Raw genomic sequence first — 24,709 nt, 5'->3', positions numbered from 1 at the left:
TCACGATGGTGTCACCATTGGACACATGAAGCCTCGCATCCTCGTCGTCGACGACGACGCCGCTCTCGCCGAGATGCTGACGATCGTGTTGCGCGGCGAGGGTTTCGAACCCTTCGTGGTCGGTGACGGTACGCAGGCACTCACCGCCGTGCGCGAGATCCGCCCCGACCTGGTGCTGCTCGACCTGATGCTGCCGGGCATGAACGGCATCGACGTGTGCCGTGTGCTGCGTGCCGATTCCGGCGTCCCGATCGTCATGCTGACCGCGAAGTCCGACACCGTCGACGTCGTGCTGGGTCTCGAATCCGGCGCCGACGACTACATGGTCAAGCCGTTCAAGCCGAAGGAACTCGTCGCCCGCGTCCGCGCCCGTCTGCGTCGTACCGACGAGGAGCCGGCCGAGCTGCTGTCGATCGGGCCGGTGGAGATCGACGTGCCCGCACACAAGGTCACCCGCGACGGCGTCCCGATCTCGCTGACACCGCTCGAGTTCGACCTGTTGGTCGCACTCGCCCGCAAGCCGCGACAGGTCTTCACCCGCGACGTCCTCCTCGAGCAGGTGTGGGGCTACCGCCACCCGGCGGACACTAGACTCGTGAACGTGCATGTCCAGCGTCTGCGCGCGAAGGTCGAAACCGACCCGGAGAACCCTGAGGTCGTTCTGACTGTGAGGGGGGTCGGCTACAAGGCCGGCCCGCCGTGATCGGTCGATCTCGACGACGGGTCAACAGCACCTTCGGGCGCTTCACCCGTGCTGCCGGCGCTGTCGGACGTGCCTTCGGGCACATCTGGCGGCGCTCGTTGCAGTTACGGGTCGTGGCGTCGACGTTGTTGCTGTCGGTCGTCGTGCTCCTCATCCTCGGTTTCGTACTGGTCTCCCAGATCACCGACCGTCTCCTCGACGTGAAGCTGGCCGCGGCCACCGAGGAGATCGACCGCGCCCGCATCTCGGTCGAACGCGACCTGTCCAGCGGCGCAGGCAACATGTCGGTGCAGAACCGGCTGCGTCAGACGCGATCGCTGCTCACCGACCGTGACGCCGACACGGGTCAGGCCTCCGGCACGGTCGGCGCCTTCGACACCGTGCTCATCGTCCCCGGCGCCGCCGAGAGCAGCGCGGCCAGTGGCGTCGGACCGACCGCCGAGGTGCCGTCGAACCTGCGGGACATGGTCCGCGGCGGCCAGGTGGCCTACCAGTACACCCAGGTTCCCGACGGTTCCGGCGGACAGGCGCCGGCCCTGATCGTGGGCACCCCGACCAACGCCTCGGTGCCGGGGCTCGAGCTGTATCTGGTGTTCCCGCTGACCGCGGAGCAGAACACCGTCGACCTCGTCCGCGGCACCCTGCTGACCGGAAGCATCGTCCTGCTGGGTCTGCTGGCGGCGATCGCCTGGCTGGTCTCCCGGCAGGTGGTCATCCCGGTCCGGTCGGCCTCCCGGATCGCCGTCCGGTTCGCCGACGGCCGTCTCAAGGAGCGCATGCCCGTGCGCGGCGAGGACGACATGGCCCGTCTCGCGATGTCGTTCAACGACATGGCCGAGAGCCTGTCCAAGCAGATCACCCACCTCGAGGAGTTCGGCGGCCTACAGCGTCAGTTCACCTCCGACGTCAGCCACGAGCTGCGGACACCGCTGACCACCGTGCGGATGGCCTCGGACGTGCTCTACGAGGGCCGCGACGAACTCGACCCTGTCCGCAAGCGTTCGGTCGAACTGCTGGACAAGGAACTCGACCGGTTCGAGACCCTGCTCAACGAGCTGCTGGAGATCTCCCGCCACGACGCAGGCATGGCCGAACTGGCGGCGGAACGGATGGACATGGCCATCCCGATCGACGGTGCGCTGGCCACCGTCCGACACCTCGCCGAGGAGACCGGGACCGAGCTCGTCCTGGACCTGCCCGCCGAACCCGTGCTCGCCGAGATCGACCCGCGCCGCGTCGAGCGGATTCTGCGCAACCTGCTCGCCAACGCGATCGACCACGGCGAACGGAAACCGGTGACACTGACGATGCGATCCGACGGCGACGCCGTCGCCATCACGGTCCGTGACCAGGGCATCGGGTTGCGGCCGGGGGAGGAGAAGCTGGTGTTCAACCGGTTCTGGCGTTCGGATCCGTCGCGGTTCCGGCGCTCCGGCGGCACCGGTCTCGGCCTGGCGATCAGCATCGAGGACGCCCGACTGCATCAGGGCCGGCTCGAGGCGTGGGGCGAACCCGGTAAGGGTGCGTGCTTCCGGCTGACGCTGCCTCTCGTCCGCGGCCACAAGGTGCTCGGTTCGCCCCTGCCGCTGAAGTCGGTCGGCTCGGCACCCCGCGCCGCTGCCAAGACGAGTGGCCGCACACCAGGTGTGGAGGCTGGTACCGAATGAGCGTGGTACGTCATCCGGAGCACCCGCGGCGGAGTGTTCTGGGGTTCCTGATCGCCGTCGCCACGGCAACCGTGGCGATGGTCGTGGTGTCGGCCTGCGGGTCGATCCCGAACGACTCCTCGCCCCAGCCCATCAAGTCCTTCCAGCGTGAGGGCGCCACCAACGCGGCCCCGGTGCCCCAGTCCGACATGGACCCGGAAGCCCTCGTCCGGGCGTTCCTCAAGTCCACGGTCGATCCCGACTCCGGCCACGACGCCGCCCGCGCCTTCCTGACGCCGGTGGCCTCCCAGCAGTGGGACGACCGCGGTGACGCACTGATCCTCGACGAGATCAGCATCTTCGTCGACCAGCGCAACGAGGACTCCGTTCGAATGCGGCTCACCGGCGACAACGTCGGGACACTCAAGTCCGACGGGCAGTTGCTGCCCGCGTCGGGACGGGTCGAGACCAGCATCAGCCTGACCCGCCAGGGCGACCAGTGGCGCATCGACGGGCCGCTGCCGAACGGGGCGATGATCGACCGCGACCAGTTCGACAACACCTATCGTCCGGTATCGCTCTACTTCTCCGACCGCACCGGCCGACGGCTCGTCCCGGACCCCCGCTGGTTCTACTCCGGGCAGGCGACCGATCCGACGGCGCTGGTCAACCGGCTCCTCGGCGGGCCCGCCGCCGACCTGTCCGCGGCCGTCGACAGCGGCTTCCCGAGCGGTTCGACGCTGCGCGGACCGGTCGTCGGCCTCGCCGGCGGCGGAGTGCGCGTCGACCTCAGCGGCATCGGCAACCCGTCGAGCCGGGACCGCACCGTGCTCGCGGCGCAGATCGTCTGGACACTCGACGGCGCCGACATCGCCGGGCCGTACGTGATCGACGCCGACGGTGCGCCCCTCGCCGCCGAACGCGCCTCGGGATGGCAACCCGCCGACCTCCGCTCCTTCGATCCGAACGCGGTGCCGTCCACCGACGTCGGCCTGAACGTCGTCACCGGCGGCGCATTGCGTGCGGTGACCGACACCGCGACCGTGCCGGTGCGCGGACCTCTCGGTTCGTCTCGCGACGTGCGGGCGGCGACGATCTCCGACAACGGCGCGCGGGTCGCCGCGGTGCGGACGGCGGGAGACCGCCGGCTCGAGTGCGTGATCGGCGACTACGGCGGCGACGTCGGGCCGATCGTCAGCGGGGTGTCCATCACCCGTCCCTCCTTCGGCGCCGACGAGAACGCTGTGTGGGTGGTCGTCGACGGGAAGCCGGTGCAGTGGCAGCGCGACGACGACGGCACCCAGACCGTCCCGGTCGAGGCATCGTCGATACCGAGGGTGGCGCGCGGCGCGATCACCGAGATGCAGGTGGCTCCGGACGGTGTCCGGGTTGCCCTCGTCGTAGGCGGGCAGATCGTGTTCGCCGTGCTGTCGACGAACGCCGAGGGGCAGGTGTCGTTGACCAGCCCGCGGATCGCGGCCTACAACATCGGCAACCGTGCGGTGTCCCTGGACTGGGCGTCACCGACGACTCTGGTCGTCGCCCGGGAGGCGCCGGAGTCCCCGGTGGTGCAGCTGTCGATCAACGGCACCCCGGCGGTCGGCCTGCTCAGCGGGAACGTGTCCCCACCGGTGCGGGCCGTGGTGGCGAATGCCTCGACCATCTACGTCGGGGATCAGCGCGGCGTGTTGCGCCTCGGCAGCAACAACGGGCAGCCCGACCAGTACTGGACCGAGGTCGAACCCGCCATGATCGCCGGGGCGATCCCGGTTCTGCCCTGATCGCCGGGGCGGGATCTTCCTAGGCGGCGGCCAGGACGACGACCGCCGCGACCCCGATCCCGGCGGCGTGCAGAACGCGGACCGACTCGGCTGCAGTGGCCCCGGTGGTCAGCACGTCGTCGACCAGGAGCGCCGCGGCACCGTGCGGTGGACGCGCACCGCTGCGGAGGCGGACCGCCCCCGCGAGGTTGCGAGCACGTGCTCGCGCGTCGAGTCCGGCGGAGTCGCGGGCGGTCGCCGCGGTCATCAGCAGCGGTGCGACGGTCACACGGGAACCCAGGAGTGGTGCGGCGTGTTCGGCGATCGCGGCGACCCGATCGCCGCCGCGGCGTCGTGCGCTCAGCCGGCGGGTGGGCGCGGGGATCAACGCCAGTCGGTCGGCGTCGGGTAGCTCGCCCCACCCGGCCAGCACCCGCACGGCGTGGGCGAGTGCGGCGCCCAGCGGCGGGATCAGATCACGGCGGTCGTGTTCCTTGACGGCGATGATCCCGTTCCGGTGGGGACCCCGGTAACGACCGAGGGCCCACACCGGCACACCCGGTGAGATGCGCGGGCGGGCGGCGACCGGAGCGTCGTGCCAGGCGGTCTCGCAGCGGGCGCACCACGGGGTCCCGGGCCGTGCGCACCCGCCGCAGACCACCGGGAAGACCAGATCCGCCGCCGCGGCCGGCACCTGACCCCAGACCATGTCCCGACCCTAGGCCCGGGCGCCGCACGCCAGGTGTGGCCGGCGGAGCCTGTGGAGAGATCCGCCCTGTTCGGTGAGTTGTCCGAGTCCTTGGGATCACCGCGCGCGGGCCCTCGGTCCCGACTTGTCCCGGGATACCCGACGCGGCGGGGCAAAACGTGGCCGATACCCGAACTTGCGACTACGGTCTTGGGTACATCGGGTTGCCGGGAGGACAGTTGAGTCCCCGCGCCGGACACGACCGATTTTCGGGAGGTGATGCCCCTGTCGATGAGTGTCAGCTGTCAGCTGGCATGGACAAATCCTCGGCGTCGGCCAAATTATCAGTGCGACAACAGATCACGATGACCCAACCGCCGCCGGGAACAATTCAGGAGGTAGTTGAATGTCCACAGTCATCCACCGCAAAGGCCAGCGCGAACCGAAAATCGCGGACCCCAGGCCGACCGTGGAGGAGGGCCTCGAGCCCGACCACCAACCCGCCCAGAACGACTCCGACGACCAGGAGTTCGCGTTCGTCCGCCCACCCGGAACGGTGGACGCCGACGAACCCGCCGAGCCCATCGCCAAGATCGTGTTCAGCGGCCGCAACGTCGTGATACCCGACCACTACCGCATCTACGTCGGCGACAAGCTCGCTCGTCTCGAGCGATTCGATCCGACGATCTTCGAATTCGACGTCGAGCTGAAGCACTATCGGAACCGTCGGCAGGCCAAGGTCTGTCAGAAGGTGGAGGTCACCGCGAAGGGCAAGGGCCCGATCGTGCGTTCGCAGGCGTGCGGCGAGAACTTCTACGCCGCACTCGAACGTGCCCTCGACAAGCTCGAGTCCCGTCTCCGGCGGGTGAAGGACCGCCGCCGCGTGCACCACGGCAACCGCCGTCCGCTGTCGGTGGCCGAGGCCACCGAGATCGGCGCACCGCCGTTGCGGGACAACCAACTGTCCGTCGACGGTTTCGTCGGCGATCCGGGCACCGCCCTGGCCGATTCCACGAAGTCCGACTACGACGACGTGGACGATTACACACCCGGTCAGATCGTGCGCGTGAAGGAGCACACCGCGGTGCCGATGACGGTCGACGACGCGCTCTACGAGATGGAGCTCGTGGGGCACGACTTCTTCCTGTTCCACGACAAGGAGAGCGACAAGCCGTCGGTCGTCTACCGCAGGCATGCCTTCGACTACGGCCTCATCCGCCTGACATGAACGCGGGCTGAGCGTTCCCGACGGTCCGCCGACGAATCCGAAGGGACGAAGTTCGTCCCGGCAACGTGCCGGTCGATCAGGGTCTGCTCAGCTCACCTCGCTACCATGGGATCCGGTCTGTGCTTTCGCACGGGCCGGATTCCGTGTGTTTTCTACAGGTGAGGGACTCGATCCACGGTGCTGAACAAGCTGTTGCGTGTCGGCGAAGGCCGCATGGTCAAGCGACTCGACGCGATCGCGTCGCACGTCGAGGCGCTGTCCGACGAGTTCGAGGCGCTCTCCGACGCCGAACTGCGAGCCAAGACCGACGAGTTCAAGAAACGTATCGCCGATGGTGAGACGCTCGACGAATTGCTGCCCGAGGCCTTCGCGACGGCCCGCGAGGCGGCCTGGCGCGTACTCGACCAGAAGCACTTCCACGTCCAGATCATGGGCGGCGCGGCGCTGCACTACGGCAACATCGCCGAGATGAAGACCGGTGAGGGCAAGACCCTCACCTGTGTGCTCCCGGCATACCTCAACGCGCTGTCGGGTGAGGGCGTCCACGTCGTCACCGTCAACGACTACCTCGCCAAGCGCGACTCGGAGTGGATGGGACGCGTCCACCGCTTCCTCGGCCTCGAGACCGCGGTGATCCTCACCGGCATGTCGTCCGCCGCGCGCCGCGAGGCCTACGCCGCCGACATCACCTACGGCACCAACAACGAGTTCGGCTTCGACTACTTGCGCGACAACATGGCGCACTCGCTCGCCGACCTCGTCCAGCGCGGCCACGCCTATGCGATCGTCGACGAGGTCGACTCGATCCTCATCGACGAGGCCCGTACCCCGCTGATCATCTCCGGCCCCGCCGAGGGATCGAGCAAGTGGTACACCGAGTTCGCGCGCATCGCGCCGCTGCTCGAGAAGGATGTCCACTACGAGGTCGACATCAAGAAGAAGACGATCGGCGTGCACGAGGCCGGCGTCGAGTTCGTCGAGGACCGTCTCGGCATCGACAATCTCTACGAGGCCGCCAACTCGCCCCTGGTCAGCTACCTGAACAACGCGATCAAGGTCAAGGAGCTGTTCCAGCGCGACAAGGACTACATCGTCCGCAACGGCGACGTCCTGATCGTCGACGAGTTCACCGGTCGTGTGCTCGACGGCCGCCGCTTCAACGAGGGTCTGCACCAGGCGATCGAGGCCAAGGAAGGCGTCGAGATCAAGGCCGAGAACCAGACCCTCGCCACGATCACCCTGCAGAACTACTTCCGCCTCTACGACAAGTTGTCAGGCATGACCGGTACCGCCGAGACCGAGGCCGCCGAGTTCGACCAGATCTACAAGCTCGGAGTGCTGCCGATTCCGACCAACCGGCCGATGATCCGCAAGGACCAGGGCGACCTGATCTACAAGACCGAAGAGGCGAAGTTCGCCGCGGTCGTCGACGACATCGTCGAGCGCCACGAGATCGGCCAGCCGGTGCTGATCGGCACCACCAGCGTCGAGCGTTCGGAGTACCTGTCCCGTCAGCTCAAGAAGCGCGAGATCCCGCACAGCGTCCTGAACGCCAAGTTCCACGAACAGGAAGCCCAGATCATCGCCGAGGCGGGTCGTCTCGGGGCAGTCACGGTGGCCACCAACATGGCCGGCCGCGGTACCGACGTGGTGCTCGGCGGCAACCCGGACATCATCGCCGACACCCGCCTGCGCAAGGCCGGACTCGACCCGGTGACCACCCCGGACGAGTACGAGGCCGCGTGGGACGAGGCCATCGAGGTCGCGCGCACCGAGGCCGCCGAGGAGGCCGAGGCCGTGCGCAAGGCCGGTGGCCTGTACGTGCTCGGCACCGAGCGGCACGAATCCCGCCGAATCGACAACCAGCTGCGCGGACGTTCCGGTCGGCAGGGCGATCCGGGTGAGTCGAGGTTCTACCTGTCCGTCGCCGACGAACTGATGCGCCGCTTCAACGGTGGTGCGCTCGAGGCGATCATGAGCCGTCTGCCCGACGACGTGCCGATCGAGGCCAAGATGGTCACCAAGGCCATCCGCAGCGCTCAGACCCAGGTCGAGCAGCAGAACTTCGAGATGCGCAAGAACGTCCTCAAGTACGACGAGGTCATGAACGAGCAGCGCAAGATCATCTACGCCGAGCGCCGCCAGATCCTCGAGGGCGAGGATCACCACGAGCAGGTCAAGCAGATGATCGACGACGTCGTGAGCGCGTACGTCGAGGGTGCGACCGCCGAGGGTTACGCCGAGGACTGGGATCTCGACGAGCTGTGGACCGCGCTGCGCACCCTGTACCCGATCGAACTCGACCCCAAAGAGGTCGTCGGTGAGACGGAATACGGTGAGCGCGACGACATCTCGGCCGACGAGCTGCGCGAGACCCTCGTCGCCGACGCGAAGGCCGCCTATGACAAGCGCGAGAAGGCGATCGAGGAGATCGCCGGTGAGGGCGCCATGCGCCAGCTCGAGCGCAGCGTCCTGCTCAGCGTTCTCGACCGCAAGTGGCGCGACCACCTGTACGAGATGGACTACCTCCGCGAGGGCATCCACCTGCGTTCGATGGCGCAGCGCGACCCGGTGGTCGAGTACCAGCGCGAGGGCTTCGACATGTTCAACGGCATGCTCGAGGGCCTCAAGGAGGAAGCACTCGGGATCCTGTTCAACGCGCAGGTGCAGACCGAGCAGCCGGCACCTCAGGCGCCCCTGCCCACCGCCGCCGATCTCCGGGCCGCGGTCGGTGCGGGGGCACCCGCACCGGCGCCGGCGGCCGACACCGGTTCGCAGGTCCCCGCAGCCCTGCGTGGTTCCGGGGCCGCCAACGGCGAGGTGCCGATGACGTTCTCCGGTCCCGACGAGGGCGGCGGTACGGTCGTCCACTCCGAGGAAGAGGAACTGGCCGGTGCCGCCGATTCGGCCAGCCGGCGTGAGCGCCGCGCGGCCGCACGGGCGAACACCAAGGGCAGCCGTCCGAAGCCGCCGAAGGCCAAGAAACAGCGCCGCTGAAAAAATTTCGGGAGAAAGTGGAACCCGACAGGGGAGTGGCTGCGTCCAATCCCCATGCAGACACTCACCTCCGCTCCTCCCGTCGCTACACGGACGCCGCGGGTCCGGGTACTGCCCGCCCCGACGTATGAGCCGGCCGGGCCCGGCGCGATGGGTGCCGGTGCGGTCGGCTCCGGGACCGTGCGCGCCGTGTTCCCGCGGCCGCGTCCCGGCGCGGGAACCTCACGCAAGACCCTGGCCGCCGCGGTGGAGGCCCGACGGTTCACCGTGGCCACATCGCGACTGCTCTTCGAGGTCATCGACCGTCGGAGGGGGATAGCGCATCTCGGTGACTCAGTGTCGCCGTCGATCGCCGATCAGGTGGCCGCGCTGGTTCGTCACGATGCCTTCAGGGTGGCCGAAACCACCGGTGCCCCAGGGGGTCCGCCCGCTCGCGGTACGGTTCTCCAGCGTGTGCACGTCCAATTGTGCGACACCAGTGCGGCCGAGGTGTTCGGCTCCTACCTCCGTGGTGGGCGTGTTCGGGCCTTCGCCGGGCGCGTCGAGCGCAAGCCGTGCCGTGTGCGCGGGAACGATTCGCGCCCCGGCATCGGTGTGCGGTCAGGTCTCGGTCAGGTCGAATACCGCTGGCAGCTGGTGGCCCTCGAGTTCTGCTGACCCCGTCGAGTCCGGCCCCGACGCTCCCGGACGGCTAGGATCGGCGGCGTGGTGAACCGTTTGTCGCCGCGCGACGCGATGTACTACTTCCTCGACGATTCCCGGTCGACAACGCATCTCGGGGCGTTGCTGGTCGTCGACCCCTCTACCGGCGAGCCGACGAAGGCCGGCGACCCGACGACCGGGGAGAACGGGACCACGTCCCGTCGACCCGCGCTCGATTACCAGTCGCTGGTGTCGCTGGTCGAGAACCGGCTCCAACTGGCGCCCCGGTACCGGCAGGTGGTCCGCGAGGTCACGTTCGGACTCGCCCGTCCGGTGTGGGTCGACGACCGGGACTTCGACATCAACTTCCACATCCGGCGCTCCGGGTTGCCACGGCCCGGTGGTCCCGCAGATCTCGCCGAGCTCATCTCCCGGGTGATGTCCCGGCCGTTGGATCGCACCCGGCCGCTGTGGGAGATGTACCTGATCGAGGGCCTGGCCGACGGCCGGCTCGCGATCCTCACCAAGTCGCATCGGTGTCTGATCGACGGCCCGGACCATCCCGAGATCAGTGAGGTCATCTGCGACCCCACCGACGAGCCGGAGGAGCTGCCCGAGGAGCTGTGGATGCCCGGCTCGCCGCCGGGGTCGGCGAACCTGGTCGTGAGTGCACTCGCCGAGGCGATGGCGCGCCCGGGCGATCTCGTCGAGACCGTCGTGCGCGGCAACGGTCTGGTCTCCGAGGTGCGGTCGGTGGTCGGCCGGACCGTCCGCCGGGCCGGTGACGTCGTCGGGCAGCTCACCGACCACGCCCCGCGCAGCCCGCTCAACAACACGGGCACGACGACCCGCACGTTCACCACGGCGTCGATCCCGCGCCGCGACTGCGCAAAGATTGCCGAGCACCACAACTGCACCGTCAACGACGTGGAACTCGCCATCATCTCAGGGGTGGTGCGTCGTTGGATGTTGTCGGTCGACCCGGCGGCGGTACCGGCCGACACCGTCCGCGTGGTGATCCCGCTGTCGCCGCGCGACCCCGGGGTGGAGATCGAGGCGCATGCAGAGCCGGGCTGGATCAACGTCGGCAAACCGAGTTTCGTGACGGACCTGCCTGTCGGGGAGTCGAATCCGACGGTGCGCCTCGCCCAGGTCGCGGGCCTCGCCGAGCGCTATGCGCAGTCGCCGCGCCGGATGAGCACCGGGCCGAGTCCGCTGTTCCCGGAGCTCGGGCTCGTACCCTTCGCCGACTTCAGCTCGCGCGCGTTCCGGTCGCTCGACAGTCGCGGGTACAACGTCCCGGTGGCGATGAGCACCGCCCCGATCGCCGACCGGTTCGTGCTCGGCGCGCCGGTCCGCGAGATCTTCTACATCCCGGTTCTCGTCTCGCAGAGGGCACTTGCGGTCAGCATCGTCGAATACGGTGACCGGCTGCAGTTCTCGTTCATGGCCGACCGCGGGGTCATTCCCGACCTGCCCGTTCTGGCGGACTACGTCACGGAGTCCTGCGAGGAGTTGCTGGTCACCGACTGAGTCAGGGGCGCGGCTAAGGTGAGCGGGTACCGCAATCGGACCGCGTGAGCGGTCGTTCTATGAGAGCGATGGTCGAATGAGGGTCTACCTGCCGGCGACATTGGCAATGCTGATGCAGCTCAACTCCGACGGCGAGTTCCGGCCGATCGGCGGAACCGGGTTCGCGTTGACCCCGGCCCTGCGTGAGGCGTTCGTCTCGGGTGACGACGAGGAGCTCTCGGAGGTCGCGATGCGGGAGGCTGCCCGGGCCTCACTGCGTCTGCTCGCCGGGGAGGCGCCGGAATCCGGCGACGCCGAGGCCGAGCACGATCTCGCCGCGGACGAGGCGGTGACGAAGCCGGGCGTGACCCCGTCGCTGCCGCCGCGCCGCGTGGTCGTCGCCGCCGACGTCGAGGATGTGAAACTGCGTCCGGATCTCGACGACGCCGTGGTCAAGGTCGGCGGGACGATCCCGCTTTCGGCGGTCGCCTCGGTCCACGTCGACGTGAAGGAGGCGGAGGACAAGGTCCGTGCCGCCGTGGTCGTGATCGATGCCGCCGACATGGGCGACCTCGACGCGGAACTGGCCGTCGGCGACATCGAGGACTTCGACCTCGCCTGGTACGCCACCCAGGAGCTGCCGTTCCTGCTCGAACTGCTCTGAGGCCGGTCGACGATCCTCGATGGCGCTAACCTACGGTTGCGTAGGTTAGAGTGTCAGGCGCAGTGTTCCTGACATCGAAGGCGGTGTGTGCGTTGGGTCTGCTCGAGCGATTCGAAGAACCGGTGGCCGGGGTCGCCGCGCGTAGCCGCGGTGCGCAGTGGGTTCGTGCGGCGGTCACCCGCATCACGACGCCGCTGCTGCCCGACGATTACCTGCATCTCGCCAACCCCCTGTGGTCGGCTCGAGAGCTGCGCGGCAAGGTCATCTCGGTGAACCGGGAGACCGAGGACACCGCGACCATCCGGATCCGTCCGGGCTGGGGGTTCTCGTTCGACTACGCACCCGGTCAGTACGTCGGCATCGGTGTCCTCATGGACGGTCGGTGGACGTGGCGGTCGTACTCGCTCACCTCGACCCCCGACGCGTCGGCGCACGACAAGACCATCGCGATCACCGTGAAGGCGATGCCGGAGGGCTTCCTGTCCTCTCACCTCGTGAACGGTTTGACGCCGGGCACCGTGGTGCGTCTCGCCGCGCCGCGCGGTGAATTCGTCCTTCCCGACCCGTTGCCGCAGAAGATCCTGTTCGCGACGGCCGGTAGTGGACTCACCCCGATCATCTCGATGCTGCGCACGGTCAGGCAGCGCGATCAGACCACCGACATCCGGTTGATCCATTCGACGCCCTCCGAGGCCGATCTGTTGTTCGCCGACGAACTCGAGGCGATGGCGTCGTCGGGTCTCGTGGACCTGCACGTGCAGTACACCCGCACCGACGGCAAGGTCACCCCGGAGGTCCTGCCGAGTCTGTGCCCCGACTGGCGTGAGCGCCAGACCTGGGCGTGTGGTCCGGCGGGGTTCCTCGACGGCCTGCACCGGCTCTACTCCGATGCCGACCTGGACGAGCAACTGCACATCGAGCGGTTCGCCCTCGAACGCGGTGTGGTGGGTGCCCAGGGCGGCACCGTGACGTTCAAGCGCTCGGGCAAGACCGCGGAGGTCGACGGCGCGACGACCCTTCTCGAGGCCGGGGAGGCCGCAGGCGAGATCATGCCGTTCGGCTGCCGGATGGGTATCTGCCAGAGCTGCGTGGTGATGCTCGACAAGGGTTGCGTGCGCGATCTGCGCTCCGGTGCCGAGCATGTCGAGGGCGAACGTATCCAGACGTGTGTCAGCGCGGCCGCCGGCGACTGCACGCTGGACGTCTGACCTGCCTGTTCGTCTGTGACCCGGCGACCCCCCGGGGTCTGCCGGTACGCTCGAACCGTGCTTGGTCACAGTGCTGGGACCCGTCCCGTTCGGCCCGAGGGCTGACCGGTGAAAGCCGCGGTCCCGATTCCCGAAAACGTCCCCGTTCTCACCGACGGCGGGGTGACGCTGCGGCCTCATGAGCCCCGAGATCTCGATCGCATGGTCGAGCTCGCGGCCGATCCGGCCATGATGCGGTGGACACCCATCCCGGCGCCGTACAGTCGTGCCGCCGCCGAGAGGTTCGCCCTCGACTATGCGCCCAGATCCTGGGCGGATGGTTCCCGCATGTTGTGGGCCGTCGAGTTCGACGGCCGGTTCGTCGGCACCGTCGACCTCGCGGGGGAGGGCCCGCTCAGCAGTCTCAGTTACGACCTCCATCCCGATGCCCGCGGCTGGGGTGTGATGAAACGCGCGGTCCTGCTCGCGGTCGACTACGCCTTCGGCGAGGCCGGCAAGGAGGTCGTCCGCTGGACGACGGTCGCCGGCAACATCGACGCGTTGCGCGTCGCGCACTCCTGCGGCTTCCGGCTCGACGCCGCGGTCCCGGACGGGGTCGAGGTCCGCGGCCACATCCGCGACGCATGGGTCGGCTCACTGCGTGCCGACGACGTGCGGGAACCGCAGACCGAGTGGCGTACCGACGTCTTCGAGACCGAGCGGTTCCGCCTTCGGCCCCTCGCCGAACACGACGACCCCCGCATCCGCGAGACGCTCGACGACCCGGTCTCCCGCAAGTACCTCTTCGCGCGACCCGATCCGCTGGAACTCGAGCACGCGGCCGCCGAACGTCTGCGAAAGTGGTGGACCGCGGCGCAGGGCCTGACCTGCACCTGGGCCGTTGCCGATCTGGAGACCGACGACTACCTCGGTGACATCACCCTCCTGCACATCGACGAGGTCACCGGCGCCGAGGCGGGTTTCTACACCCGCCCCGAAGCACGCGGGAAAGGTGTTCTGGCGGAAGCGTTCCCGGCGTCCGTGCGGTACGCGTTCGAGAAGTTCGGCTTCCGGCGGCTGACGCTGTTCGCCGCCGACAGCAACGAGGGCAGCAAGAAACTCGCCCGTGCGGCCGGTTTCCGCGAGGTCAGCCGGCAGAAGCTCGCCGCCCGGTCCGACGGTGTCTTCGAGGACCTCATCGGCTTCGAGTTGTTCATCGACGACTATCGCGAGGCCGCGGGTAGCTGATCCCGCCGGTTGGGCCCGACCCCCGCTGGTTGCGCCGGACCCCCGCTGGTTGCGCCGGACCCCCGCTGGTTGAGCCCGACCCCCGCTGGTTGAGCCCGACCCCCGCTGGTTGCGCCCGACCCCCGCTGGTTGAGCCCGTCGAAACCCCCCACTTCACAGAAAATCCGTGCCGTTGCCGCGGCTCACCGCTGGACACACCTGCGCCACGTAACCTACGCTTGCGTAAGTTACGGAGACGTAAGGGTCGGAGATCCGGCGTGAGCCGGTCGGTGTAGAGGTCGTCGTCGACCCCCGCCGAGACCCATCCCCACCTGCGAAGGGACCACACGTATGGCGATCACGGACATCCCCGAGTACGCACATCTGTCCGACGCGGACGTCGCGGCGCTCGGCGCCGAGCTCGACGCGATCCGCGCGGAGGTCGAGGCCAGCCGGGGCGAGCGTGACGCCCGCTACCTGCGCAACACCATCCGCTTCCAGCGTGGCCTTGAGCTGGCCGGACGCGCGATGCTGTTCGGTTCCACCAAGAAGTCGCTCTGGTGGGCCGGTGCAGGTGCGCTCGGTGTGGCGAAGATCGTCGAGAACATGGAGCTCGGGCACAACGTGATGCACGGGCAGTGGGACTGGATGAACGATCCCGAGGTGCACAGCTCGACGTGGGAGTGGGACAACACCGACCCGTCGGCGCACTGGAAGCACACCCACAACTACATCCATCACAAGTACACGAACGTGCTGGGTATGGACGACGACGTGGGCTACGGCCTGCTGCGCGTCACCCGCGATCAGCGGTGGCGTCCGTTCAACTACGGCAACCTCGTCTACAACACGATCCTCGCGCTCGCGTTCCAGTACGGCGTCGCCGTGCAGCACCTCGAGCTGGGCAAGAAGCGCCGCACGCCGGAGGAGCAGGAACAGCACAAGCGCGACGTCGCCGACGTGCTGTCGAAGATCGGCAAGCAGGTCGCCAAGGACTACCTCGCCTACCCGGCGCTGGTCAGTGCGACCACCGGGCACAAGGTCGGCTACGTCAACGCCTACCGCCGGGCCGCCACCGCGACCGCGCTCGGCAACGTCATCCGCAACGTGTGGAGCAACGCCGTCATCTTCTGTGGTCACTTCCCCGACGGCGCGGAGAAGTTCACCAAGCAGGACATCGACAGCGAGTCCCAGGCCGAGTGGTACCTGCGCCAGATGCTGGGCAGCGCCAACTTCGACTCCGGGTTCGTCCTGGCGTTCCTGAGCGGCAACCTGTCGTACCAGATCGAGCACCACATCTTCCCGGACCTGCCGAGCAACCGGTACGCCGAGATCGCGGTGAAGGTGCGCGCGCTGTGCGACAAGTACGACCTGCCCTACACCTCGGGTCCGTTCCCGGTGCAGTACGCCAAGACCTGGCGGACCATCGCGAAGCTCTCGCTGCCGGACAAGTACCTGAAGGCGACCGCCGACGATGCGCCGGAGACCGCCTCCGAGCGGCGCTTCAAGCAGGGACTCCCCGAGGGCACTCGACTCCAGGCGACCATCGACGAGCAGACCGGTACCCGTCGCGGGCTGCGCTCGGCCATCGCGGGTCTGCGTGAGCGTCGTCGGGCCGCCCGTGGACGCCGTGCCGTGGTGACGCCGTTGCGTGCGGCGCGCGGCGACGACGAGGCTGCCGCCTGATCGTCGTCGACGTGTGGCCGCACCCCGCGGCGGCGCAGGGAAACGAGAAGGTCGGCATAATGGGGCTCAATGGCCATCACTGACATCAACGAGTACGCGCATCTGACCGACGCCGACGTAGAGGCGCTGGGTGCCGAACTCGACACCCTCCGCCGCGAGATCGAGGCGGACCGGGGGATGCGTGACGTCAAGTACCTGCGACGCACGATCCTGGCGCACCGAGCGCTCGAGGTTGCCGGCCGCGTTGCGCTGCTCGGCAGTCGTTCGCGGCCTCTCTGGCTGCTCGGCACCGGCGCGCTCGCTCTCTCGAAGATCATCGAGAACATGGAGCTCGGGCACAACGTGATGCACGGGCAGTGGGACTGGATGAACGACCCGGAGGTCCACTCGACCACCTGGGAATGGGACATGGTGTGCGCCTCGCCGCACTGGAAGCACTCCCACAACTACATCCATCACAAGTACACGAACGTGGTCGGCATGGATCACGACGTGGGTTACAAGATCCTGCGCGTGACCCGCGACGAGCCGTGGGAGCCGCGCCGGCTCTTCCAGCCGTTCTTCAACGTGATGCTGGCGGCGACCTTCGAGTGGGGGATCGGCCTGCACGATCTCGGCCTCAAAGAGGTCATCCAGGGCGAGAAGCCCAAAGAGGTCGCGATCCCGCAGATGAAGGAGTTCGGTCGCAAGATCGCCAAGCAGGTCGCGAAAGACTATGTCCTGTTCCCGGCGCTGACCGGACCCAATTTCAGGCACACGCTGACGGCGAACCTCACCGCCAACCTGATCCGCAATCTGTGGGCCTATGTGGTGATCTTCTGCGGCCATTTCCCGGATGGCGCAGAGAAGTTCACGGTCGAGTCCCTCGAGAACGAGACGCAGGGCCAGTGGTACCTGCGGCAGATGCTCGGCACCGCGAACTTCGACGCCGGTCCGGCGATGGCGTTCCTGAGCGGCAACCTCTGCTACCAGATCGAGCATCACCTCTACCCGGACCTGCCGAGCAACCGCTACGCCGACATCGCCGAGCGGGTGCGCGCGCTGTGCGACAAGTACGACCTGCCCTACACGACGGGTTCGCTTGCGGTGCAGTACTTCCAGACGCTGCGCACGATCAACAAGCTGGCGCTGCCCGATCAGCTCCTGCGCGCGACCGCCGACGACGCACCGGAAACCGCGTCGGAGAAGCGTTTCGCGGGGATGCCGCGGGCGACCGGACTCAAGACGGCGATTCGCCAGCTGCGGGCCCGGCGTCGTCGTCGCTGAGCGATCCGCCGACCGCCGCCAGTAGGTGGCGCACGGCCATGCCGCGCCGGTAGGAGTGGCCCTCGAGTTCGTCGAGTCGGCATTCCGGATCGGCCGGCGGGCCGAGATGCGTACAGCCCCTTGGGCATTCCTCGATGGCGTCGCGGAGGTCGTCGAACGCCGCGATGATGTCGTCGGGGCCGACATGGGCCAGTCCGAAGGACCGGATGCCCGGGGTGTCGACGACCCAGCCGCGCGGGACCGAGTCCCCGGGTAGCGGCAGTGCCACCGACTGGGTCGAGGTGTGGCGTCCCTTGCCGACCCCGGACACGACGCCGGTCGCTCGATACGCATCGGGGACAAGACGATTCACGAGCGTCGACTTGCCGACCCCGGAGTGGCCGATGAAGGCGGTGATGCGCCCGCGCAGTGCGTCGAGGATGTCGTCGAGCGGATCGTCCCGCCCGGCGCGGATGACCGGCAGGTCGAGATCGGCGAAGGCGGCGGTGAACTCGGTCGGATCGGCGAGATCGGATTTGGTCAGGCACAGGATGGGGGACAGGCCGCCGACGTAGGCCGCGGCCAGGGTGCGTTCGACGAAGCCCGTGCGCGGGGGCGGGTCGGCCATCGCGGTGACGATCAGCAGCTGATCGGCGTTTGCCACCACGATCCGCTCGTAGGGATCGGAGTCATCTGCGGTGCGGCGCAACACACTTCGTCGTTCGGCCACGCGCACGATCCGGGCCAGGGTGTCGGGCTTGCCGGAGAGGTCGCCGACCACCGACACGTCGTCACCGACGACGATGGGTGTCCGACCGAGTTCTCGCGCCCGCATCGTCACGACGCGACGGTCCGGATCGCCCCCGAGGACGACACCCCAGCGACCGCGGTCCACCGACACGACCATGCCCTGCTCGGCGTCATCGTGGGACGGGCGGGTCTTGGTGCGCGGACGGGTGCCCTTGCCGGGACGAACCCGGACGTCGGATTCGTCGTAGCTGGCTGCCCGCCGGCTCAAGGGCGCCCGATCATCTGCTGCCACATCCCGGGGAAGTCGGGCAGGGTCTTGCTCGTCGTCTCGATGTCGTCGACCACGACGTCGGGTGTCACGAGTCCGATGATGGCGCCGGCGGTGGCCATGCGGTGATCGGCGTAGGACTCCCACGTCCCGCCGTGCAGGCTCGTCCCGGTGATCCGGAGTCCGTCCTCGGTCTCGGCGCAGATCCCGCCGAGCCGGGTGATCTCGGTGGTGAGGGCAGCCAACCGGTCGGTCTCGTGGCCGCGGAGGTGGGCGATGCCGCTCAGCTCCGATTCGCCGTCGGCGAGGGCGCACAGGGCGGCGATGGTCGGGGTCAGCTCGCCGATGTCGCGCAGGTCGAGGTTCACACCCTTCAGCACCTCGGGTCCGCGGACGGTGAGGGTGCCTTCGAGGTGCTCGACGGTGCATCCCATCGCGGCCAGGACGTCGGCGATGCGGGCGCCGGGTTGCGTGGTAACCGCCGGCCAGTACGGCACCCGGACCTCCCCGCCGGTCACCGCGGCGGCGGCCAGGAACGCAGCCGCATTCGACAGGTCGGGTTCGACGGTCCAGTCGACCGCCCGGATCGGACCGGGCGACACGCGCCAGACGTTCGCCTCGGAGGTGTCGACCTCGACGCCGGCGGTCGCCAGCATCTCGACGGTCATGTCGATGTGGGGAGTGGAGGGGACGGGCGGTCCGACGTGGCGGATGACCAGCCCCTCGTCGAACCGGGCCGCCGACAACAGCAGACCCGATACGAACTGCGACGACCCCGACGCGTCGATGGTGACCTCGCCACCGCGCACGCGGCCGGTGCCGTCGATCGTGAATGGCAGCCGGTCGCCCTCGATCGCGACCCCGAGTCCGCGCAGGGCGTCGAGGATCGTGGTCTGGGGCCGGACCCGGGCCTGCGGGTCGCCGTCGAAGCGGACCCGGCCGGCGGCCAGCGCACCGAGCGGCGGCAGGAACCGCATCACTGTGCCGGCGAGACCGCAGTCGATGTCCGCGCCGTGCAGCGGCCCGGGGACGAGGGAGACGGTGGTCTCGGACGCGGGGTCGGTGCGCACCTGCACACCGAGTGCCTCCAGGGCACCCAGCATCAGGTTGGTGTCTCGGCTGCGGAGGGTTCCGCGGACGGTCGACGGGCCGTCGGCGAGCGCGGCGAGGACCAGCGCGCGGTTGGTGATGGACTTGGAACCGGGCAGCTCGACGGTGGCATCCAAGCCGCTCGCGCAGGTGGGCGCGTTCCAGGAACTCATGCGATCCAGTTTGTCATGCCCGGTCCGGCCGGTTTCATCACCGCCGATGCCCTCCGGCTAGCGGGTGTCCTTGCGCAACGGGTGATCGGCGGGGATCTCCACGACGATGATCGTGCGCCCGTCGGGGTCCTCGGCGTGCATCTCGATCAGGCCCCACGGCTCGGTCCGCGGCTCACGCTTGACCGTCACCCCGCGATCGCGGAACTGCTTCTCGGTGGCCTCGGCGTCGCGGACCTGCAACCAGAGCACCGCGTTGCTCGTCGGGTCGGGGGCGTCGGTCTTCATGTGCGACGAGATCTCGATGAGTCCGTTGCCGGCGAAGAACACGATGCCGCCGGGATACTCCCGATGGATCGGGAGGCCCAACTGGTCACGGTAGAAGGCCTGCAGACGTTCGGGATCTGCCGAGAGCAGGAGCACCCGGCTGGACAAGACCTCCATCTACTGCCCCTCGGTACTTCCGGCGGAGCCGCCCACGGCGTGGCCCCGGTTGTGGTCGGCGTGACCGGCGGCCTCGTACGCCGCGCGTTCGCGCGCCAGGCGATCGGTCTCGCCGATCGGCGTCGCATCACCGAAGGCGAAGGCCGACGCATGCGGCCACTCGTGGGGCACGTCGGGATCGACGATGAGATCGTCGGGCACCGATTCCTCGGGGTCGAGTCGAGAGGACATGCCTCCCACGATAGGCCGAATCGGCGGGCGGAGAGGCCAGGAGCGAGCGACTCGTCGGCAGATGTCGCCGATCGTGGCGATCGCCGACACGTTCCGCGACACCTGGCCCGGCCGCGGGCTCACGAACCGCGCCGTGAGAACCCACCGTCGGTGTAGCCGTCCCAGGTCTCGAACACCCGCATCACCTTGGGGTCGCCGAGGCTCTTGATGTGGTCGCAGAGGTCCTTCGGGGTCGACGGGTTGGTCACGATGAACTGGTGCAGCGACGCGTCGTGATCGGCGAGGTAGCGCAGGGTCTCCGGCGGGGTGTCGGGGTCGGCGGCCGCAAGGGCGTCCCGCGGGTCGAACGCCGGTGCCCGGATGCCGTCGGCGGCCGAGACCGTGGGTTCGCCGACGACCGCGATGTCCCCGGTGTTGTGGTAGTCGATCGGATCGGACGACACGCTGCGGGTGTTGAGCAGCAGGTTCAGCAGGATCGCGGTGATGGCGCCGGCCGAGATGCCCGAATGGAAGATTGTCTGGAACCAGTCCGGGAACTGCGAGTACATGTCGAGCACGACGTCGACCGGGGCATCGCCGAGAGCGCGGTCGGTGTAGTAGATCTTCGCCTCGGTCAGCATCGCGACGCCCACCGAGATCGCGACGACGAGCACGTTGACGTTGTTGAACTTCACCTTGGTGAGGGTCCGGATGCCGCTGGCCGCGACCATGCCGAACAGTGCCACACCGGCGCCGCCGAGCACCGGGAGCGGGATGCCCTCGACGACCGCCGCCATCTTCGGCAGCAGACCGAGGACCACCAGGATGATGCCGGCACAGGTCGCCACGTGGCGCGTGCGGACGCCGGTGATGGCGACGAGGCCGACGTTCTGTGCGAACGCCGTGTACGGGAACGTGTTGAAGATGCCGCCGAGGACGGTGCCGAGTCCGTCGGCGCGCATGCCGTCGGCCAGGCGGCGCGGGGTGATCTTCTCGTCGACGATCTCACCGACCGCGACGATGTCGCCCGTGGTCTCGGTCATGATCACCACGCCGACGATGATCAGCGAGATGATCGCGCTGATCTCGAAGGTCGGCGCGCCGAACTGGAACGGCTGCGGCACACCCACCCACGGGTATTCGACGACCTTGTCCCAGTGGGTCATCCCGAACGGGATGGACACGAGCGTGCCGATCGCCAGGCCGAGGAGGATGGAGACACGGCGGACGGCGTCGGGTGCGAAACGCTCGATGGCGACGATGATCGCCAGGGTGAGGAAACCGAAGCCGATGTTCTTCGGGTCGCCGAAGTCGGGGCCGGAGGCGGTGCCGCCGCCGAACCAGCCGGCCGCCACCCGGATCAGCGAGACGCCGATGATCAGGATGATCGTGCCGGTGACCAGCGGCGGAAAGAACCGGATGAGCCGCCCGACGATCGGTGCCACCGCGATCATGAACACGCCGCACGCGATCACCGAACCGTAGATGGCGGTGATGCCGTAGCTGGTGCCGATGGTGATCATCGGGCCGACAGCGGCGAAGGTCACGCCCTGCATCAGCGGGAGCCGGACGCCGAACCGCCAGAAACCGACGGCCTGCAGAATCGTCGCGATACCGGCGACGAACAGGTCGGCCATGATCAGGTGGACGATGTCGCCCTGCTGTAGCTGCCCGGCCCCGACCATCGCGCCGCCGACGATCAGCGGGACCGCGACCGCACCCGCGTACATCGCGAGCACGTGCTGGAAGCCGAGCGGGAACAGTTTGACGAACGGCGGGATCTCGTCGACCGGACGCGCACCGGTCTTCCCGTTCTTCACGACATCGAGTACCGACATGCCTGGTTTTCTACGGACCCGAGGTTTCCGCGAAGGCGCGTCCGTGTGTCGGCGGTGTTTCCGCGAAGATATATCGGTGACCCCATCCTCGACTCGCCGCAGCGCGGGCATCCTGCTGTTCCGACGCACCGGACCGGACGGCGTCGAAGTGCTCATCGCCCACCCCGGCGGCCCGATCTGGGCGCGCAAGCCGGACGAGGGGTCGTGGTCGATCCCGAAGGGATTGCTCGACGCCGACGAGTCGGCCTGGGACGCCGCGCGTCGTGAGTACCTCGAAGAGATCGGCAGCCCGGTGCCCGACGGCCCGCACATCGACCTCGGCGAGGTGAAACTCAAGAGCGGGAAAACAGTCATCGGCTTCGGCGTGGAGGGCGATCTCGACGTGACGACCGTCGTCTCCAACACCTTCGAGATGGCGTGGCCGCCGCGGTCGGGCCGCATGCAATCGTTCCCGGAGATCGACCGCGCCGAGTGGTTCGACCCGGAGACCGCGAAGAAGAAACTCAACCCCGCTCAGGCGGCGTTCGTCGACCGGCTGCTCCAGGCGCTACCCGACGCCGGGTGATCGACGATCCCGCCTGTCGGATTCCTTCCCGCCGATCGAGCTCGGTAGGCGGGAAGGAGATCACCACGCTGATGCGGGGCCGTCGACCTACTCGGCCATCGGACGGAGGAACGGTGCCACCCAGTCGGGTGTCACGTCGGAGGTGATCGCCGCGGCGGTCGCATCGTCGACGTCGACGAGCGAGTAGTGCTCGGAACCGGCGGCCGTCGCGAGGATCAGCGTGCTCACCCCGGCACGGCGTTGGAAGACCGATGACCGGCTCGCCCAGCCGATCACGCCGGCGCGGTCGACGACGATCCGCTGCCGGGCGACCGTCGGGGGAGCGATGACCACCGACCGGGCGGTGAGACGGTGACCGAGGTGCCGGGCCCGGACCATGCCGAGACCGATTGAACCCGCGAGCGCGAGCACACCCACGGCGATCCAACCGACCGGGATCGCGCCGCCGATGACCGCGATCGAGATCCCGACGAGGATCACCAGACCCGAGAGGAAGCCCCGGTTCAGGCGGCGGATGCGGGCGACGCGGCCGTGTGCGGTCAACGCGGTTGTCAGTTCGGACCGCTCGTGGGTGACGAGGTCGGCGACCCGCATCGCGTCGGACATCGGGGCCGGCGGCAGCAGCAGCGGGTGTTTGGTCGCACCGGTCGCGATCGCCTGCAGACGGGCACCCTTCAGCGGTCGCATGAGGATCGGTTCGGTCAGGTGGCTGCCGCGGATGCGCTTCTCGTCGAAGCTGATCGAGTTGGTGGTGAGTAGTCCGCGTTCGGTGCGCAGGGTCCCGTCGGGATGCCGGGTGAGGCGGAAGTCCCAGTAGCTCAGGACATATCCGATCACCGACAGGACAGCGCCGATGAGGATCACGGCCACCACGGCCACGGCGATGACCAGTGCGAGCGGGATCGACCGCACGGTGTCGAAGGCGTCGCGTGCGAGGCCGACCCCCTCGTCGAACATGCCTGCGTCGTTGGCGATCTGGACCCCGACGCCGGCGACCGCGGCGGCGATCACGAGACCGCCCATCGAGAACGGTGAGTACCGCAGCCAGGCGTTCTGGAAGCTGGTGAGCACCTCGGGTGCTGCCGTCGGCATCTCGGCATCGAACTGCTCATCCGACGCTGCTGCCGCAGAGCGGGTTCCGGCCGTCGGCATCAGGTTGTCGTGCAGGGCGCGCGCCTCGGGGAGGGTGACGGCGCGGAGTTTGACCTGCGACGCCTGTTCGTCGCCGCCGGTGCCGATGGTGACCTTCTGCAGGTTCAGTACGCGGTGGACGAGTGAGGCGGTGAGGTCGACGCTGCGGATACGGTCGCGGCGGGCGGTGGCGACCTTCTTGGTGACCAGCCCGCTCCGGACCCGGACGTGTTCTGCGGTCACCTGATAGAAGGTGGTCAGCCACGGCACCACCGTCACCAGGGGCACGAGCACGACGGTGGCGAGAAGCGTCACCAGGGGCGCGCTCCGCCCGGCGAAGACCAGTGCGATGAGGACCGGAACCAGCGACGGGAGCGATTCGACGACGGTCACCGCCATCATCCACGGGGACAGTCGATGCCATTCGTCCGGTGCGTCGATGTGCAGGCCCGACGCCGGGGTGGCCGGCAGCACCGCACCGGGTTGCGGCTCAGGTCGCGTCATCGGTGAACGCCTGGGTGCGGATGGTCAGGTCGGATGCGGTCGCGCGTGCGAGTTCGGCGTCGAGCCCCTCGATGTGGATCGTGCCCGCCGACGACGCCGTGGTCACCGTGAGCTTCCCCAGTTTCAGCAACTGTTCCAGGGGACCGGCCTCGGTGTCGACGACCTGGATACGTGCGATCGGGATGATCACCCGGTGCCGGACGAACCAGCCCGACTGGGCGTACACCGCATCCTCGCTGACCTCCCAGCGGTGAAAGCGGTACCGCCACAACGGGACCACCACCGTGTAGAACACGGTCAGCAGGGCCAGGGCTATCGCGGCGAGCGTTGCAGCCCACCGTGCGTCGGGTACGACGACTGCGACCACGATGGCCGCGATGGTCGCCGGTACGCCCAGGATCAACGGACCGATGCGCCACAGGGTCTTGGCGCGTGGATCGACCTGGTTGACCGGCTCACGCAGGGTGGGATGCAGCGGATTGTCGGGAGCGGGTACGGATTCCATTGCGATCAGTCTATGGCCGCCCCCGCCGCCGATTGCGGCAATCGCGTGTC

21 protein-coding genes are annotated in these 24,709 nt (G+C 68.5%); 13 read left to right on the top strand and 8 right to left on the bottom strand.

Annotated elements, in window-relative coordinates; translation table 11 throughout:
- The first annotated feature begins 25 nt into the window (after nucleotides 1–25).
- From mtrA to lpqB, 3 genes are read left to right on the top strand one after another with little or no spacing between them, the layout of a single operon-like run.
- Entirely contained in the window at nucleotides 26–703 is a 678-nt protein-coding gene (mtrA, locus tag GONAM_RS11700) for an MtrAB system response regulator MtrA (protein ID WP_004023513.1), read from the top strand.
- Complete coding sequence (gene mtrB, locus GONAM_RS11695) at nucleotides 700–2,370, top strand: MtrAB system histidine kinase MtrB (RefSeq protein ID WP_006866979.1); 1,671 nt, start codon at nucleotides 700–702, stop codon at nucleotides 2,368–2,370. Before mtrA ends, mtrB begins: the two co-directional genes overlap by 4 nt.
- A complete protein-coding gene (lpqB, locus tag GONAM_RS11690; RefSeq protein WP_006866978.1) occupies nucleotides 2,367–4,130 on the top strand; it encodes an MtrAB system accessory lipoprotein LpqB in 1,764 nt (587 codons plus the stop codon). Before mtrB ends, lpqB begins: the two co-directional genes overlap by 4 nt.
- 19 nt (nucleotides 4,131–4,149) lie before the next feature.
- On the opposite strand, the gene GONAM_RS11685 is transcribed toward lpqB, so the two are convergent.
- On the bottom strand, nucleotides 4,150–4,818 hold the full coding sequence (locus GONAM_RS11685; protein WP_006866977.1) for a ComF family protein: 669 nt from the start codon (nucleotides 4,816–4,818) through the stop codon (nucleotides 4,150–4,152).
- Between the two features lie 385 nt (nucleotides 4,819–5,203).
- On the opposite strand from GONAM_RS11685, the gene hpf reads away from it, so the two are divergent.
- From hpf to GONAM_RS11640, 9 genes are all read left to right on the top strand, one after another.
- Nucleotides 5,204–6,025, top strand: a complete 822-nt coding sequence (hpf, locus tag GONAM_RS11680; RefSeq protein WP_006866976.1) for a ribosome hibernation-promoting factor, HPF/YfiA family — start codon at nucleotides 5,204–5,206, stop codon at nucleotides 6,023–6,025.
- A 177-nt stretch (nucleotides 6,026–6,202) separates the two neighbouring features.
- Nucleotides 6,203–9,022, top strand: coding sequence for a preprotein translocase subunit SecA (gene secA, locus GONAM_RS11675; protein ID WP_006866975.1), 2,820 nt, complete (start codon nucleotides 6,203–6,205; stop codon nucleotides 9,020–9,022).
- Between the two features lie 54 nt (nucleotides 9,023–9,076).
- Entirely contained in the window at nucleotides 9,077–9,679 is a 603-nt protein-coding gene (locus GONAM_RS11670) for an Rv3235 family protein (protein WP_006866974.1), read from the top strand.
- Nucleotides 9,680–9,727: 48 nt separating this feature from the next.
- Nucleotides 9,728–11,197: a wax ester/triacylglycerol synthase family O-acyltransferase gene (locus tag GONAM_RS11665; RefSeq protein WP_006866973.1), complete on the top strand. Its 1,470-nt coding sequence runs from the start codon at nucleotides 9,728–9,730 to the stop codon at nucleotides 11,195–11,197.
- A 76-nt stretch (nucleotides 11,198–11,273) separates the two neighbouring features.
- Complete coding sequence (locus GONAM_RS11660; RefSeq protein ID WP_006866972.1) at nucleotides 11,274–11,840, top strand: DUF6912 family protein; 567 nt, start codon at nucleotides 11,274–11,276, stop codon at nucleotides 11,838–11,840.
- Between the two features lie 92 nt (nucleotides 11,841–11,932).
- Nucleotides 11,933–13,048: a ferredoxin reductase gene (locus tag GONAM_RS11655; RefSeq protein WP_040536233.1), complete on the top strand. Its 1,116-nt coding sequence runs from the start codon at nucleotides 11,933–11,935 to the stop codon at nucleotides 13,046–13,048.
- Nucleotides 13,049–13,156: 108 nt separating this feature from the next.
- Complete coding sequence (locus GONAM_RS11650; RefSeq protein WP_006866970.1) at nucleotides 13,157–14,275, top strand: GNAT family N-acetyltransferase; 1,119 nt, start codon at nucleotides 13,157–13,159, stop codon at nucleotides 14,273–14,275.
- Nucleotides 14,276–14,605: 330 nt separating this feature from the next.
- Nucleotides 14,606–15,940, top strand: coding sequence for a fatty acid desaturase family protein (locus GONAM_RS11645; protein WP_006866968.1), 1,335 nt, complete (start codon nucleotides 14,606–14,608; stop codon nucleotides 15,938–15,940).
- Nucleotides 15,941–16,009: 69 nt separating this feature from the next.
- Nucleotides 16,010–17,206 (top strand): fatty acid desaturase family protein, encoded by a 1,197-nt coding sequence (locus GONAM_RS11640; RefSeq protein WP_006866967.1) that lies wholly within the window; start codon nucleotides 16,010–16,012, stop codon nucleotides 17,204–17,206.
- On the opposite strand, the gene rsgA is transcribed toward GONAM_RS11640, so the two are convergent.
- From rsgA to GONAM_RS11615, 5 genes are all read right to left on the bottom strand, one after another.
- Nucleotides 17,160–18,203 (bottom strand): ribosome small subunit-dependent GTPase A, encoded by a 1,044-nt coding sequence (gene rsgA, locus GONAM_RS11635; protein WP_006866966.1) that lies wholly within the window; start codon nucleotides 18,201–18,203, stop codon nucleotides 17,160–17,162. The two genes, GONAM_RS11640 and rsgA, sit on opposite strands and share 47 nt — an antisense overlap.
- The gene (aroA, locus tag GONAM_RS11630) at nucleotides 18,200–19,465 is read right to left on the bottom strand and encodes a 3-phosphoshikimate 1-carboxyvinyltransferase (protein ID WP_006866965.1); all 1,266 of its coding nucleotides are present in this window, start codon (nucleotides 19,463–19,465) and stop codon (nucleotides 18,200–18,202) included. The genes rsgA and aroA overlap by 4 nt, the downstream gene beginning before the upstream one ends.
- A 57-nt stretch (nucleotides 19,466–19,522) precedes the next feature.
- The gene (locus GONAM_RS11625; protein ID WP_006866964.1) at nucleotides 19,523–19,906 is read right to left on the bottom strand and encodes a VOC family protein; all 384 of its coding nucleotides are present in this window, start codon (nucleotides 19,904–19,906) and stop codon (nucleotides 19,523–19,525) included.
- A complete protein-coding gene (locus tag GONAM_RS11620; RefSeq protein ID WP_006866963.1) occupies nucleotides 19,907–20,137 on the bottom strand; it encodes a hypothetical protein in 231 nt (76 codons plus the stop codon). It abuts the gene before it with no gap.
- A gap of 119 nt (nucleotides 20,138–20,256) precedes the next feature.
- Nucleotides 20,257–21,954 carry a nucleobase:cation symporter-2 family protein gene (locus tag GONAM_RS11615; protein WP_006866962.1) on the bottom strand — a complete coding sequence of 566 codons (1,698 nt, stop codon included), beginning with the start codon at nucleotides 21,952–21,954 and terminating at the stop codon, nucleotides 20,257–20,259.
- Nucleotides 21,955–22,030: 76 nt separating this feature from the next.
- On the opposite strand from GONAM_RS11615, the gene GONAM_RS11610 reads away from it, so the two are divergent.
- On the top strand, nucleotides 22,031–22,519 hold the full coding sequence (locus tag GONAM_RS11610; RefSeq protein ID WP_006866961.1) for an NUDIX hydrolase: 489 nt from the start codon (nucleotides 22,031–22,033) through the stop codon (nucleotides 22,517–22,519).
- 87 nt (nucleotides 22,520–22,606) lie between these two features.
- On the opposite strand, the gene GONAM_RS11605 is transcribed toward GONAM_RS11610, so the two are convergent.
- On the bottom strand, nucleotides 22,607–24,154 hold the full coding sequence (locus tag GONAM_RS11605; protein ID WP_006866960.1) for a PH domain-containing protein: 1,548 nt from the start codon (nucleotides 24,152–24,154) through the stop codon (nucleotides 22,607–22,609).
- Nucleotides 24,141–24,659, bottom strand: coding sequence for a PH domain-containing protein (locus GONAM_RS11600; RefSeq protein WP_006866959.1), 519 nt, complete (start codon nucleotides 24,657–24,659; stop codon nucleotides 24,141–24,143). Before GONAM_RS11600 ends, GONAM_RS11605 begins: the two co-directional genes overlap by 14 nt.
- Nucleotides 24,660–24,709 lie beyond the last annotated feature (50 nt).

The organism is Gordonia namibiensis NBRC 108229 (assembly GCF_000298235.1).
In the GTDB taxonomy this organism is placed as follows: Bacteria; Actinomycetota; Actinomycetes; order Mycobacteriales; family Mycobacteriaceae; genus Gordonia; species Gordonia namibiensis.
This window is presented reverse-complemented; position numbering and strand designations above follow the sequence as displayed.

What these genes read in the sequence shown, in the direction of transcription:
- hpf (WP_006866976.1), top strand. Translation starts at nt 5,204, where the DNA reads ATGTCCACAGTCATCCACCGCAAAGGCCAGCGCGAACCGAAAATCGCG.
- lpqB (WP_006866978.1), top strand. Translation starts at nt 2,367, where the DNA reads ATGAGCGTGGTACGTCATCCGGAGCACCCGCGGCGGAGTGTTCTGGGG.
- GONAM_RS11670 (WP_006866974.1), top strand. Translation starts at nt 9,077, where the DNA reads ATGCAGACACTCACCTCCGCTCCTCCCGTCGCTACACGGACGCCGCGG.
- GONAM_RS11660 (WP_006866972.1), top strand. Translation starts at nt 11,274, where the DNA reads ATGAGGGTCTACCTGCCGGCGACATTGGCAATGCTGATGCAGCTCAAC.
- GONAM_RS11615 (WP_006866962.1), bottom strand. Translation starts at nt 21,954, where the DNA reads ATGTCGGTACTCGATGTCGTGAAGAACGGGAAGACCGGTGCGCGTCCG.
- aroA (WP_006866965.1), bottom strand. Translation starts at nt 19,465, where the DNA reads ATGAGTTCCTGGAACGCGCCCACCTGCGCGAGCGGCTTGGATGCCACC.
- GONAM_RS11640 (WP_006866967.1), top strand. Translation starts at nt 16,010, where the DNA reads ATGGCCATCACTGACATCAACGAGTACGCGCATCTGACCGACGCCGAC.
- GONAM_RS11685 (WP_006866977.1), bottom strand. Translation starts at nt 4,818, where the DNA reads ATGGTCTGGGGTCAGGTGCCGGCCGCGGCGGCGGATCTGGTCTTCCCG.
- GONAM_RS11645 (WP_006866968.1), top strand. Translation starts at nt 14,606, where the DNA reads ATGGCGATCACGGACATCCCCGAGTACGCACATCTGTCCGACGCGGAC.
- GONAM_RS11620 (WP_006866963.1), bottom strand. Translation starts at nt 20,137, where the DNA reads ATGTCCTCTCGACTCGACCCCGAGGAATCGGTGCCCGACGATCTCATC.
- GONAM_RS11600 (WP_006866959.1), bottom strand. Translation starts at nt 24,659, where the DNA reads ATGGAATCCGTACCCGCTCCCGACAATCCGCTGCATCCCACCCTGCGT.
- GONAM_RS11605 (WP_006866960.1), bottom strand. Translation starts at nt 24,154, where the DNA reads ATGACGCGACCTGAGCCGCAACCCGGTGCGGTGCTGCCGGCCACCCCG.
- GONAM_RS11625 (WP_006866964.1), bottom strand. Translation starts at nt 19,906, where the DNA reads ATGGAGGTCTTGTCCAGCCGGGTGCTCCTGCTCTCGGCAGATCCCGAA.
- mtrA (WP_004023513.1), top strand. Translation starts at nt 26, where the DNA reads ATGAAGCCTCGCATCCTCGTCGTCGACGACGACGCCGCTCTCGCCGAG.